This is a genomic window from Cupriavidus sp. 05T42, assembly GCF_056396345.1.
The window spans coordinates 111,961-124,702 of sequence record NZ_JBFTLH010000012.1; the positions used below are offsets into that span (position 1 = coordinate 111,961).

Genomic DNA, 12,742 nt, shown 5'->3' on the forward strand with positions numbered 1-12,742 from the left:
CGCGAGGCATCCGCCGTGCGTTTGAAATAAACGTTCGAATAAAGTGACCGATCGGTGACTGGCGTTGACTGGGTGACTAACGACTAATCGACCACCCGCCCGCGCAGCGCCTTGATCTGGCCGCGCTGGGTCTTGGCCTCGATGCGCCGCTTGCGCGATGCCAGCGTGGGCCGCGTGGCGCGCCGGGTGCGCGGCGGCGTGGCCACGCTCTCCACCAGCTCGTGCAGGCGCCGAACCGCTTCCTCGCGGTTCATCTCCAGGCTGCGGTGCTGCTGCGCCTTGATGACGATCACGCCGTCGCGGGTGATGCGGTGGTCGTGCAGGGCCAGCAGCCGCTCCTTGTGGTCGGCCGCCAGCGACGCCGTGCGTACGTCGTAGCGCAGGTGCACCGCGTTGGACACCTTGTTGATGTTCTGCCCGCCCGCGCCCTGGGCGCGGATCGCGGTGATCTCGTATTCGTGATGAGGGATGAGGAAGTCGCCGGCCATGGCCGCCATCATAGCAACGCATGCGCCGGCGATGTGTGGCGGAACGTGTCCGCCACAGTCGGGCAATGCCGCTACGGCGCCGGGGCGATGTTCTGGTTCGTGCAGAACAGGTTGTGCGGATCGTATTGACGCTTGATGCGCGCCAGCCGGTCGTAGTTCGGCCCATAGGCGGCGCCCACGCGCGCGGTTTCCTCCTCGGTCAGGAAATTCACGTAGACGCTGCCCGTGGCGTACGGCTCGGTCGCGCGGAAGAAGTCGCGCGCCCAGGCGATGCAGGCGTTGTCCTCGTCATTGCGCTCCCAGCGCGCGTGCACGTTCATCACGTAGCGGGCGTCGCGGTGCGCGTAGGCGGTGGCATCGGGCGCCACGCGGTTGGCCACCCCGCCCACCTGGCCGATGAAGATGTCGGCCAGCGGCGACGGCAGGCGCAGCGCGAAGTCCGTCATCGCGTCGATGGCGGCGTCGTCCAGGCGCGAGAAATTGTGCGATTTCCAATAGTTGCGCGCGCCCGGGCCGAGCAGCGGATCGAACGCCTGCTGCCACGCTGCGTACGGCGCCGGCCCCACGTGCTCGCCCACGGTCTGGCCGAACTGGCGCAGCGGGGCGATGGCCGCGTCGGCCTTGTCGGGATCGCCGTTGTAGAACACGGCCAGGATCACCACGTCGCTGCCATGCGCGGAGGAAGGCAGGAACGGCAGCGGCGGCGCCTTGCGCAGCACGACCCACACGTTCAGGTCGTCCGGCATCGTGTTTTCCGCGAAGGTGCGGTACTGGCGCAGCACCGACTTGCCCTCGGCGGCCGGGAAGACGAGCAGCCCGGTGGTGACCATCGGCCCGACATCGTGCAGCTTGAACTGGAACAGCGTGACCACGCCGAAGTTGCCGCCGCCACCGCGCAAGGCCCAGAACAGGTCGGGCTCCTCGGTGGCGCTGGCCCAGCGGCGCTGGCCATCGGCGGTGACGACCTCGCAGCCGAGCAGGTTATCCACAGTCATGCCGTACTGGCGCGTCAGCCAGCCGAACCCGCCGCCGAGCGTCAGCCCGGCCACGCCGGTGGTGGAGTTGATGCCGAGCGGCGTGGCCAGCCCGAGCGCCTGCGCCTCGTGGTCGAAATCGGCCAGCAAGGCGCCGCCGCTGACCCAGGCCACTTTTTCCTTGGGATCGATCTGGACGCTGCGGTGCGCGGAGAGGTCGATGACCAGCCCGTCGGCGCAGATCGCACTGCCTGCGATATTGTGTCCGCCGCCGCGCACGGCCAGCACCAGGCCCCGGTCCCGCGCGAAGTTGACGGCCTGGATCACGTCGGCGGTGCCCGTGCACTGCACGATCACGGCCGGCCGCTTGTCCACGGTGGCGTTCCAGACGGTGCGGGCCGTGTCGTAGCCGGGGTCGGCGGGCAGCAGGACCTTGCCGCGCACGGACTGGCGCAGCATGTCGAGATGGGCAGGGGTCAGGGTTGGCATGGCGGTTTCCTCCACGGTGTGCGCGATGCGGGCGACGGAACCTCTTCTCCTTGCAAGGCGCGCGCCACAATCGCGGAGGGGGCATCCACGCTGGCCTGCCGGCTACCGCCGGGCCGCGCCGCGTGCGCCGGGGGCCGGAAATCGACCGATCGGTTACAGCGGTGAGGCGGCGCCGGAGACGCCTCGCGCGCGGCGGCGTACCTTGCGGCACGCGCGCCGGTTGCCTAGCATCGTTCCCATGACTGCTCCGCTCAGAGACCGCGTCGCGCTGGTGGCCGGTGCCACCCGTGGCGCTGGACGCGGCATCGCCGTGCAACTGGGGGCGGCCGGGGCCACGGTCTACGTGACCGGGCGTTCCACGCGCGCACAGCGCTCCGAGATGGATCGCCCGGAGACCATCGAGGAAACTGCCGAATTGGTGTCGGCGGCAGGCGGCCGGGGCATCGCCGTGCGGGTGGATCACACGGTGCCATCCCAGGTCAGCGCGCTGGTGAACCGCATCCGCGCCGACCACGGCGCGCTGCACATCCTCGTCAACGACATTTGGGGCGCCACGGTCATGGAGTGGAATAAGACCGTGTGGGAATCGTCGCTCGACATTGGCCTGCGCACGCTCGAACTGGGCGTGCATACCCATGCGATTACCAGCCATTTTGCGATCCCGCTACTGATCGAATCGCCGGGTGGGCTGGTGGTGGAAGTGACCGACGGCACCGCGGCCTACAACGCCACCAACTACCGCGTGTCGTTCTTCTACGATCTGGCGAAGGCCAGCGTGCTGCGCATGGCCTTCGCCCTCGCGCATGAACTGGGGCCGTACGGCGCCACCGCCGTGGCACTGACGCCGGGCTGGCTGCGCGCCGAGGCCATGCTGGACGCCTACGGCGTCACCGAGGCCAACTGGCGCGACGCCACCGCACGGCAACCCCATTTCGCAATCTCCGAAACCCCCGCCTACGTAGGCCGCGCCGTGGCAGCCCTCGCCGCCGACCCCGAGCTGGCCCGCTGGAACGGCCAGGCGCTATCCAGCGGCCAACTGGCGCAGGTCTACGGCTTCACCGACCTCGACGGCAGCCAGCCCGACGCCTGGCGCTACATGACCGAAGTGGTCGATGCGGGCAAGCCGGCGGATATCACGGGGTATCGGTGAGACGGGCGCAAGCGTCCGCTGCTCGGAAGTCGACCTGGCTTCAGACCACAAACTGTTGGAAATTCGCGTGTGCGGGATTGACTAGCGTGGACTGACTGCAAGCCAGTCTATTGGTGCGCCCGGCTGGGATCGAACCAGCAACCCCTGCCTTCGGAGGGCAGTACTCTATCCATTGAGCTACGGGCGCGATGTGAGCTGCGATTGACGTCGGACGAGGGCCGGCGTCGGAAAGTCGCATAGGATACCTCGTTTGTCGGGCGGCGTCCATGCGGGTTGCGCCGGGAAGGGTTCCGGCAGGTCTCGCAGCCGCCGCTTTTGGCCCCGGACGCCACGGCTTGGGTCTATAATCGCCAGCTATTTGCGTCGAAACGAGACGTACCCGGGACACGAGACATGGCCCGGACGCAGATAGCCGAAAGGCGAAAACAGACCCATCCCCGACAAGGGCCAACAAAGCAAGCCGCCCCCAACGCGCTGCACTAGGTTTCCCTGCAAAATCGAGAGTTCTGTATGAGTGACGTCCACCAAGAAAACGACCACCACGAGTCTCCCATCAAGACCCCGAAACAACTGATCGCTGTCGTGATCGCCGCCTTCGTGGTGCCGATTCTCGTGATCGTCCTGTTGGTTAGTTTTGTTGGTCACGGCACCCACGAGGGCGCCGGCTCCACCCAGACGGCCGAAGCCGTCAACCATCGCATCCAACCCGTCGCTTCCCTGGAAATCAAGGACCCGAACGCGCCGCGCGTCTTCAAGACCGGCGAGCAGGTCTACAAGGAAGTCTGCGCCGCCTGCCACGCCACCGGTGCGGCCGGAGCGCCCAAGCACGGCACACCCGGCGACTGGACCGCGCGGATCGGCCAGGGCTTTGACGGCCTGCTGAAGTCCGTGATGAACGGCAAGGGCGCGATGCCCCCCCGCGCCGGCACCTCGCCGGACGACTACACCGACTACGAACTGGCCCGTGCCGTGGTGCACCTGGCCGACGCCGGCGGCGCCAAGTTCCCGGAACCGCCCGCGCCTGCCCAGGCGGCACCGGCCCAGGCTGCGGCTTCGGCGCCTGACGCACAGGCCGCGGCCCCGGCGGTTCCTGCCGCGCCAGCTGCCCCGGCGGCGGCTGCCGCCCCGGCCGCTGCATCGGCCGAGACCGGCAAGAAGGTCTATGACCAGGTTTGCGCCGCCTGCCACGCCGCCGGTGTGGCTGGTGCGCCGAAGTTCGGCGACAAGGCCGCCTGGGCACCGCGCATCAAGGAAGGCATGGACGCCGTCCACAACTTCGCGCTCAAGGGCAAGGGCGTGATGCCGCCCAAGGGTGGCTATGCCGGCGCCGACGCCGACGTGATCGCCGCCGCCGACTACATGGTCAACGCTGCGAAGTAACGCCAAGCGCACCTTTCAGTCCACGCAAAAAAGCCCGCGACGATCCTCGCGGGCTTTTTTGTTTCGATGGGGTCGATGGGGTCGATGGGGCCGGCGCCCCACTAGATATATATATAGGCAGCGGGTCAGACCACGCGTGAATAGCGCACCAGCGGCACCTCGCGCGCGCCGTCCTGGCGCAGGTAGCGGTCGAACACCATCGCCACGCGGCGCACCAGCAGCCGGCCCAGCGGGGTGATGTCGATCCGCGACGCGTCGCGCCGCAGCAACCCCTCTGCCGCCAGCGCGTCCAGCCCGGCKAATTCCGGCGCGAAGGTTCGGGCGAAGTCGATGCCGTGCGCCGCCTCCACCGCCGCAATGTCCAAAGTGCCGTGACACATCAGCGCGCCGATGATCGCCTTGCGCAGATGGTCATCGGCGGACATGCCGAAGCCGCGCGCCACCGGCAGCCGGCCGGCGTCCAGCGCGTCGTAGTACTCGTCCGTGGTGCGCGCGTTCTGCGCGTAGTGGCCGGCCACCGCGCCAATCGCCGAGACGCCGAAGCCCAGTTGATCGTGCCCCGCGTGGGTGGCGTAGCCCTGGAAGTTGCGTTGCAGCCGCCCGGCCTGCTGGGCGATGGCGAGGTCGTCGTCCGGCAGCGCGAAATGATCCATGCCGATATAGACATAGCCGGCGGCGGTCAGGCGCTCGATCGTGGACACCAGGATGTCGAGCTTCTCGCCGGCGGGCGGCAGCGCCGCCTCGTCGATGCGCCGCTGCGGCTTGAACACATGCGGCAGGTGCGCGTAGCTGTAGGCCGAGAGCCGGTCCGGCCGCAGCGTCAGCACGCGGTCGATGGTTGCTGCGAAGCGTTCGGTGGTCTGGTGCGGCAGCCCGTAGATGAGGTCCATGCTGACCGAGCGGAAGCCGAGCCGGCGCGCCGCCAGCACCACATCGCGCGTTTCCTCATAGGACTGCACACGATGGATCGCCGCCTGCACCTCCGGGTCGAAGTCCTGCACGCCGAGGCTGATCCGGTTGAAGCCGAGTTCCGCCAGCAGCGCCATGCGCGCATCGGTCACGCGGCGCGGATCGATCTCGATGGCGTGCTCGCCCCCGGGCAGCAGGTGGAAGTGTTGCGTCAGCGCCGCCATTACGCGACGCATTTCGTCGGGATCGAGGAAGGTCGGCGTGCCGCCGCCCCAGTGCGATTGCATGACCGCGCGGCGCTCGCCGAGCCGGCCGGCAACCATTGCCATTTCCCGGGCGAGATAGTCAACGTAGCGCGCGCTGCGGGCGTGGTCCTTGGTGATGATCTTGTTGCAGCCGCAGTAGTAGCAGATGTTCTCGCAGAACGGGATGTGCAGGTAGAGCGAGAGCGGCGCGGGGGAGTCCGCGCGGCAGGCGTCGAGCGCGGCGAGGTAGCGGGCGTCGTCCACTTCGGCGTCGAAGCGGTCGGCGGTGGGGTAGGAGGTGTAGCGGGGGCCGTTGCCGTCGATGCGGCCGGCCAGGCTGCGGAAGTCGGCCAGTGCGCGGCGGTCGAACGCCGTGGCGGCAGGCATGCTGGGGAGGGTGGGGGCGGACATGGTGCGCTCTTTTTGCGGGCGAAGATGGTCACGATGCTATGCCCCTGCGCCGTCGCTCACCTTGACGCGCATCAAGCGCACGCCGCGCTTGCGCCCGCAGCCCCGCCACCGTGGGGCGTTGGCGTCATCCGAGCGTCACGAACGGCCGATAGGCTCTGCCCGCCGTCCCCTCCTCCACCCGATTCCAACGCCCGCCGACCATGCGCCCAGCCTCGCCCAGAACGATGTCGCCCGCCGCGCCGGCGCGCCGCCGCATGCTCCGGTCGTTCGGCACGCTGGCCGCGATGCTCGCGGCGCCGGCCGCCTTCGCCCAGCCGCAACCACAGCCCGCCACACAGCGCCGCACGCTGGTGGTCGGCCATCTGCTGGACCGCGTGGGGCCGCAAGCGGATCTGGCGCGCGACTACCTGGCCGGCGCCAAGGTGCTGTTCGATGCGGCGAACGCCTCGGGTCAGGGGCCGCGCATCGTACACGTGGTGCGGGATGCCGATGCCAGCCCGCGCATCGGCACCTCGCAGGCCATCGGCATGGCCGAGTCGGACCATATCGACGTGCTGTTCGGCCCCGGCGACACCCTGCTGCCCGCGCTGGCCACGTCGTCCGAACTGAGCCGGCGCGGCGTGCAGATCGTCGCCCCGCTCTCCGGGCTTTCGCTTGCCGCCGACAACATCTGGTTCACGCGCGCCGACTATCAGGCCGAGCTGGACGCCGCCGTGCGGCAGCTGCGCAGCTACGGCCTCAAGAACATCGTCCTGGCCGTGTCGCCCGACTTCGCCGCCGGCACGCTCGCGGCGGGCTCGCCGTGGCTCGATCGGATGGAGCGCGACCTCGGTACGCGCGCCGTGACGCTGACCGGCAGTGTCGATGACGGCGCGCGCCGCATCGCCGCGACGCGGCCCGGCGCGGTCATCGTGGCCGGCGACACGCTTGCCTACGGCGGCCTTGGCCGCGCGCTGGCCTCGCAGGGTTGGTACGGTTTTCTGGTGGGATTGTCGGCCGTGAGCCCGGCCTCGGCGCGCGAGATTCTCGGCGGCAACTACGCGGGGGGCGTGGTGGTCACGCAGGTGGCGCCCGGCCCGCAGGAATCCACGCTGCGCGTGGTCAAGGAACACGTGGCGCGGATGAAGCAGTACCTCGACGAACCGCCCTCCCCGGCCACGCTGGCCGGCTACATTGGCGCCGCCTGGCTGGTGCGCGCTGCCGGCGCGGCCAAGGCGCCGGGTGCGCTGGAATTGCGCCGCGCGCTGCAGTCGCGCATCGATGTGGGCGATTTCACGCTCGACTTCACGCGCGGGCTGCGCGGCTCTCAGTACGTGCAACTGGCGCCGATCGGCAAGTCGGGCGTGCCGCAGCGCGCCTGACCCGCGCGCCGCTATATCTATTAGTTAGTCGCGCGGCAGCGTGATGCGCACGCGCAGGCCGCCTTCGACACGGTTGTCCAGCGTCAGCTCGCCGCCATGGCGATTGACGATATCGGCGGCAATCGACAGCCCCATCCCCACGCCGCCGGTAGCCCGGCTGCGCGACGACTCCACGCGATAGAACGGCTCCAGCACGCGCTGCAACTCGGCCGGCGGAATGCCGGGGCCGTTGTCGCAGACGTCGATCTGCACGCGCTCGGGGCTGTCCGTCAGCACGATATGCGCGGCGCCGCCGTAGCGGTGCGCGTTCTCGACGAGGTTGACCACGGCGCGGCGCAACTCCGCCGGGTAGGCCAGCAGCGGCGCGGCGGTGCCGGAGAGCCGCACGTCCTGCCCCAGTTCCTCGGCATCGTCGACGATGGCCTGGAGCAGCGCCTGCACGTCCACGCGCTGGCGCGGGCCGGTGCCGTCGTCGCGGTCACGCAGGTAATAGAGCGTGGCGTCGATCAGCCCGTTCATCTCGGCCAGATCCTGCCGCAGGCGGTAGCGCACGTCGTTGTCCTCGATGCGCTCGATGCGCAGGCTCATGCGCGTGAGCGGCGTGCGCAGGTCGTGCGAGACCGCCGCCAGGAAGCGCGACTGCTGCGCCAGCTGCGTGCGGATGCGTTGCTGCATCAGGTTCAGCGCCTTGGTGGCGGCGCGCGCTTCGGCCGGACCCGCATCATCGTCGAGTGGCGGGGCGTGCACATCCTGGGCCAGCCGGTTCGCACCGGTGGCCAGCCGCTGCACCGGCCGCGCGAGCAATCGCGCGCCCACCCACGACGAAATCACGATGGCGATGAACTGGAAGATCAGGCCAGGATGCAGGGGCCAGAGTCCGTGCCAGGGGGGGAAGTGGCGCTGCGGTCCGGGCGGCTCCCCGCGCCGGTCGGGATGGCCGGGACGGAACATGCCGCGCTCCCCGGCCGGGCCGCCCTCGCCCGCCTCCTCGTCTTCCTCGAAACGCGGGCCGCGCTGCGACGGCTCGGGGCGGTGGAATGGCTTGCCGGCGGCGGCGGCCTCCGAGGCCGCCTCGCGCATGCGTTCCTCCCAGCGCGGCGAGCCGGGGCGCGGGAACAGGCCCTCGATGACGGTCACGCCAAGCACGTGCACGGCCACCATGATCGCGGCCATGACCAGGAACAGCCGCAGGAACATCGAATCGAAAAGGTGGCGCCGCATGGTGGGGTCTGTCCGGACGCCGGCGGTGGCGTTCGGCGGCGGGGGGGACGCGGCCATGCGTCAGGAATCCACGTTGACCGTGAAGACGTAGCCCTCGCCCCGCACCGTGCGGATCAGCGCCGAGTCGCGCGGATCGTCGCGCAGTTTCTGGCGCAGGCGCGAGACCAGCAGGTCGATGCTGCGATCGAACACGTCGAGGTCGCGACCGCGTGCCTGGTTGATGAGCAGTTCGCGATCCAGCACGCGGTTCGGGTGCTCGATGAAKGTCAGCAACAGGCGGAACTCGGCGTTMGACAGCGGCACGACCGTGTCTTCCTCGTCGAGCAACTGGCGCAGCGTGGTGTTGAGCCGCCACGCGCCAAACTTGACCTCGTGCCCCGCCGGGGTAGGTGCTGAACGACGCACATCGGCCCGGCTGCGCCGCAGCACCGTGTGGATGCGCGCCACCAGTTCACGCATCTCGAACGGCTTGGTCACGTAGTCGTCCGCCCCCACCTCGAGTCCGACCACACGGTCGGCCAGTTCGGCGCGGGCGGTCAGCATGATTACGGGGATGTCCGTGCGCTCGCGGATCTCGCGACACAGCGTCAGGCCGTTCTCGCCGGGCAGCGAGAGGTCCAGGATGACCAGGTCATAGTGATGCTGCGCCATGGCCGTGCGCATCGACGCCCCGCCTTCGGCCCCATCGGCCGCCATGCCGAACGTGGCCAGGTATTCGGCCAGCATGGCGCGGATCTGGGGATCGTCGTCGACGATCAGCAGGCGGGTAGGCAAGGCGGGAGTGAGGTCCATGGCAAAGCGGGAGGGATGGGAAACGCCGGCGGGCGACGGCCTGCGCAACGACCGGCGGTCAACTGTACCAGTTTGCAATATTCGCGCTGTGGCGGCTTTGTATCAGGTTCGATACGTGCGCTGTGGATAACTTCGCCTGACAAAACGACGCCCCCGGCACTGCCGCGCCGGGAGCGTTCAACAGGGAAGAGCCAGGCACGCAAGCGTACCCAGCCGCACCGCTAACCGAAGGGCAGGCGCGGCACGGCGCCAGTCGCCGAGGCGTCTGACGCGTCGCCATATTAGAAAGCGCGAGGCGCGCGGTCTTGTCTGCCTTGTATCGGCCGTGATGCTTGGTAGGGGATGCGACTCAACCCGTCACCGGCTTGCCGGGTGCGCCCGGCGTACCCAGCAGCGCCTTGAGATTGGCCAGCCGGTCCTTGGGGCTCATGGCCGGGGTCTCGTCGACGGGAGCCGGCGCTTCTTCGAGTTTCATTTCGGCGATGAAGCGCGAGGGTTCGCAGGAGTAGGTGTCCCGGGCGCGTTTGCGCTTCTTGCACCAGCTGATCTGGAGGCTGCGCTGGGCGCGGGTGATGCCAACGTACATCAGCCGGCGCTCTTCCTCGATCTTCTCGTCGCTCATGTCTTCGTCCTCGCGCGCGTGGGGCAGGATGCCCTCCTCCACGCCCACCAGGAACACGTGCGGATATTCGAGGCCCTTGGACGCGTGGAGCGTGGAGAGCCGCACCGCGTCCGGGTCTTCCTCGCGGCCTTCGAGCATGCTCATCAGCGCCACGGTCTGTGTCAGTTCGAGCAGGTTCTTGCCTTCGTCGCCAAAGCCGTCGGCGTTGTCGAAGCCGGTGGCCTCGCCCTCCCCGGCCTCGGGTTCCGGGCGCGTGCCCTTGCGCTTGAGCCAGTCGAGGAATTCAAGCGTATTGGTCCAGCGCGACTGGGCCTGGCGCTCGTCGAAGGTATCGTACAAGTACGATTCATAGTGGATGCCGGCCATCATGTCGTCGAGCAGCACGGTGGCCGGATCGGTCTTGGCGCGGTCCGCCAGGCGCACCATCGACTCGCAGAACACGCGCAACGGCTCCAGCTGGCGCGGCTGGAGCTTGCCTTCGATGCCGCCCATCATGGCGGCCTCGAACAGCGACACCTTGGCCTGCCCCGCGAACGTGCCGAGCGCCTCCAGCGTGGTGTTGCCCACGCCGCGCTTGGGCGTGGTGATGGCGCGGATGAACGCGGGATCGTCGTCCGGATTGGCGATCAGCCGCAGGTAGGCGCAGATGTCCTTGATCTCCGCCTTGTCGAAGAAGCTCTGGCCGCCGGACAGCACGTACGGAATCCGCTCGCGCCGCAGKATCTGCTCGAACAGCCGCGCCTGATGGTTACCGCGATACAGGATGGCGTAGTCGCGGAACTGCGCGCGGCGCTCGAACTTGTGGGCGGACAGGCGGAACACCACGGACTCGGCCTCGTGCTCCTCGTCGTTCATCGGATGGATGGCGATGGGGTCGCCCATGCCGTGCTCCGACCACAGCTTCTTGTCGAACAGCTTGGGATTGTTGGCGATGACCGCGTTGGCCGCCTCCAGGATGCGCACCGTCGAGCGGTAGTTCTGTTCGAGCTTGACGACCTTGAGGTCCGGGAAATCGGTCTGCAGGCCGCGCAGGTTGTCCAGCGTGGCGCCGCGCCAGCCGTAGATGGCCTGGTCGTCGTCGCCCACGGCCGTGAACGCCGGCGCGCGCAGGTGCGAGCCGCCGGCCAGCAGCTTGAGCAGCGCGTACTGGCAGGCGTTGGTGTCCTGGTATTCGTCGACGAGGAAGTAGCGCAGGCGGTTCTGCCATTTCAGGCGCACGGCCTCGTCGCGCGCGAACAGCTCGGCGGGCAGGCGGATCAGGTCGTCGAAATCCACCGCCTGGTAGGCGTGCAGCGTGGCCACGTAATTGCGGTAGATCATGGCGGCCTGGTGCTCGTCGGCATTGGCGGCCTGGGCCAGCGCGGTCTCCGGATCGATCATGCCGTTCTTCCACAGCGAGATCGTGCCCTGCACGCTACGGATCAGCTTCTTGTCCGTGGTGGCGAGCTGCTCCTGCACCAGTCCGAAGCAGTCGTCCGAATCCATGATCGAGAACTGCGGCTTCAGGCCGACGTGCTCCGCCTCCATCCGCAAAATCTGCACGCCGAGCGAGTGGAAGGTACAGACGGTGAGCTGCTTGAGCGGAATCCGCTTGCCCTCGCGCGTGGTCTTGCCCTCCATCAGCTTGCCGATGCGCTCCTGCATCTCTTTCGCCGCCTTGTTCGTGAAGGTGACGGCGGCGATGTGACGCGGCTCGAAGCCCTTGTCCTCGATCAGGTGGGCGATCTTTTGCGTGATGACGCGCGTCTTGCCGGACCCGGCGCCCGCGAGGACGAGGCAGGGCCCGTCCAGATAGCGAACGGCTTCGGATTGGGCGGCGTTGAGTCCGTGGGTCATAGGTGGGCGGGTGCCGGATGGCGCACGCTTGGCGGGCGCGCGAAAGGCGTCGATGTTAACACGCAGGGTGGCCTGCGCCGGTGCCTGATGACGGACATCAAGGACGCGAGTGCTACCAGTGTTTCATCGCGGTAACACTTCGTAAAAGTKACGTCCGAGGGGACATCGGGGGCATGGAGATTGCCTCATACGGTCATGCGGGACCGGCGGCGACGCCGTCCTGATGACAAATTCGGCACATTCGGAGGCGATCATGAAAACAATGCGAACCCTGGCGAAAATCACGCTGATCGGTGTCACGCTGGCGGCCTTTGGCGGCTGCGCGGACATGAGCCCCAAGACCCGCAACACCGCCATTGGCGCGGGCGTTGGCGCGCTCGGCGGCGCTGCGCTGACCAACGGCAGCGCGCTCGGCACGGTGGGTGGCGCGGCGGTGGGTGGCGTGGTGGGTAACGTCGTCACGAAGGATCGTTGATCCGGCGCGGGTAGTCCTTACCTCAGGCGGCAGGAATTACAGCCAGCCCCCTCCCCGGCGCCTAGCAAGGTGGCGTCGGCGCCGCGTTGACAAAGGTMAACCCGTCCCGTACATTCACGCGCATCCAACCGGGAGAGCGCGCAGCCATTGCGCCGCCGAAGGGGTATCACCCGAAAACTCTCAGGCACCACGGACCGGTCGGATCGGCATGCAACATGCACACGATGCATGCCGCACTCTGGAGAGCGACACCCGCCCGTGCCAACGCATGGCGAGCGTGTCCACCGAAGGGGCGCGCGATGCGGCAAGCTGCATCGTAATCTCTCAGGTATCGAGGACAGAGGGGTCATCCGCCGCGGCGGATTGGTGGCATTGCCATCGATMCCCAC

At 68.4% G+C, this 12,742-nt stretch carries 10 protein-coding genes, 1 tRNA gene and 2 riboswitches; of the genes, 4 read left to right on the plus strand and 7 right to left on the minus strand.

Annotation, left to right across the window (positions count from 1 at the left end):
- Positions 1 to 83 precede the first annotated feature (83 nt).
- Positions 84 to 488, minus strand: coding sequence for an alternative ribosome rescue aminoacyl-tRNA hydrolase ArfB (arfB, locus tag AC1EJR_RS17555; RefSeq protein ID WP_092300419.1), 405 nt, complete (start codon positions 486 to 488; stop codon positions 84 to 86).
- 71 nt (positions 489 to 559) lie between these two features.
- Positions 560 to 1,951, minus strand: coding sequence for an FAD-binding oxidoreductase (locus AC1EJR_RS17560; RefSeq protein WP_092300258.1), 1,392 nt, complete (start codon positions 1,949 to 1,951; stop codon positions 560 to 562).
- Between the two features lie 238 nt (positions 1,952 to 2,189).
- On the opposite strand from AC1EJR_RS17560, the gene AC1EJR_RS17565 reads away from it, so the two are divergent.
- Entirely contained in the window at positions 2,190 to 3,101 is a 912-nt protein-coding gene (locus tag AC1EJR_RS17565) for an SDR family oxidoreductase (RefSeq protein ID WP_477113462.1), read from the plus strand.
- 111 nt (positions 3,102 to 3,212) lie between these two features.
- Here AC1EJR_RS17565 and AC1EJR_RS17570 read toward each other — a convergent pair.
- Positions 3,213 to 3,288 (minus strand) — tRNA-Arg (locus tag AC1EJR_RS17570).
- A gap of 323 nt (positions 3,289 to 3,611) precedes the next feature.
- Between AC1EJR_RS17570 and AC1EJR_RS17575 the strand changes: the two genes are divergently transcribed.
- Positions 3,612 to 4,481 (plus strand): c-type cytochrome, encoded by an 870-nt coding sequence (locus tag AC1EJR_RS17575; RefSeq protein WP_477113463.1) that lies wholly within the window; start codon positions 3,612 to 3,614, stop codon positions 4,479 to 4,481.
- Between the two features lie 125 nt (positions 4,482 to 4,606).
- Here the strand turns inward: AC1EJR_RS17575 and hemN are convergent, their stop codons facing one another.
- Positions 4,607 to 6,046, minus strand: a complete 1,440-nt coding sequence (gene hemN, locus AC1EJR_RS17580; RefSeq protein WP_477147323.1) for an oxygen-independent coproporphyrinogen III oxidase — start codon at positions 6,044 to 6,046, stop codon at positions 4,607 to 4,609.
- Between the two features lie 200 nt (positions 6,047 to 6,246).
- On the opposite strand from hemN, the gene AC1EJR_RS17585 reads away from it, so the two are divergent.
- Positions 6,247 to 7,407 carry an ABC transporter substrate-binding protein gene (locus AC1EJR_RS17585; RefSeq protein ID WP_454757417.1) on the plus strand — a complete coding sequence of 387 codons (1,161 nt, stop codon included), beginning with the start codon at positions 6,247 to 6,249 and terminating at the stop codon, positions 7,405 to 7,407.
- 24 nt (positions 7,408 to 7,431) lie between these two features.
- Here AC1EJR_RS17585 and AC1EJR_RS17590 read toward each other — a convergent pair whose 3' ends face one another.
- The 3 genes from AC1EJR_RS17590 to AC1EJR_RS17600 all read right to left on the minus strand — a co-directional run bounded on the left by AC1EJR_RS17590 (position 7,432) and on the right by AC1EJR_RS17600 (position 11,878).
- Positions 7,432 to 8,628 (minus strand): ATP-binding protein, encoded by a 1,197-nt coding sequence (locus AC1EJR_RS17590; RefSeq protein ID WP_255370965.1) that lies wholly within the window; start codon positions 8,626 to 8,628, stop codon positions 7,432 to 7,434.
- Between the two features lie 60 nt (positions 8,629 to 8,688).
- A complete protein-coding gene (locus AC1EJR_RS17595; protein WP_092300273.1) occupies positions 8,689 to 9,420 on the minus strand; it encodes a response regulator in 732 nt (243 codons plus the stop codon).
- Between the two features lie 349 nt (positions 9,421 to 9,769).
- Positions 9,770 to 11,878, minus strand: coding sequence for a UvrD-helicase domain-containing protein (locus AC1EJR_RS17600; RefSeq protein ID WP_477113465.1), 2,109 nt, complete (start codon positions 11,876 to 11,878; stop codon positions 9,770 to 9,772).
- A 253-nt stretch (positions 11,879 to 12,131) separates the two neighbouring features.
- Between AC1EJR_RS17600 and AC1EJR_RS17605 the strand changes: the two genes are divergently transcribed.
- The gene (locus AC1EJR_RS17605; protein WP_092300425.1) at positions 12,132 to 12,353 is read left to right on the plus strand and encodes a glycine zipper 2TM domain-containing protein; all 222 of its coding nucleotides are present in this window, start codon (positions 12,132 to 12,134) and stop codon (positions 12,351 to 12,353) included.
- A 119-nt stretch (positions 12,354 to 12,472) separates the two neighbouring features.
- Positions 12,473 to 12,560: riboswitch (glycine riboswitch) on the plus strand.
- Positions 12,561 to 12,581: 21 nt separating this feature from the next.
- Positions 12,582 to 12,704, plus strand: a riboswitch (glycine riboswitch).
- The last annotated feature ends 38 nt before the right edge of the window (positions 12,705 to 12,742 follow it).

Bases quoted from the DNA above. Each gene is read 5' to 3' on its own strand.
- AC1EJR_RS17590 (WP_255370965.1), bottom strand. From the start codon at position 8,628: ATGCGGCGCCACCTTTTCGATTCGATGTTCCTGCGGCTGTTCCTGGTC.
- AC1EJR_RS17565 (WP_477113462.1), top strand. From the start codon at position 2,190: ATGACTGCTCCGCTCAGAGACCGCGTCGCGCTGGTGGCCGGTGCCACC.
- arfB (WP_092300419.1), bottom strand. From the start codon at position 488: ATGGCCGGCGACTTCCTCATCCCTCATCACGAATACGAGATCACCGCG.
- AC1EJR_RS17605 (WP_092300425.1), top strand. From the start codon at position 12,132: ATGAAAACAATGCGAACCCTGGCGAAAATCACGCTGATCGGTGTCACG.
- AC1EJR_RS17560 (WP_092300258.1), bottom strand. From the start codon at position 1,951: ATGCCAACCCTGACCCCTGCCCATCTCGACATGCTGCGCCAGTCCGTG.
- AC1EJR_RS17575 (WP_477113463.1), top strand. From the start codon at position 3,612: ATGAGTGACGTCCACCAAGAAAACGACCACCACGAGTCTCCCATCAAG.
- AC1EJR_RS17585 (WP_454757417.1), top strand. From the start codon at position 6,247: ATGCGCCCAGCCTCGCCCAGAACGATGTCGCCCGCCGCGCCGGCGCGC.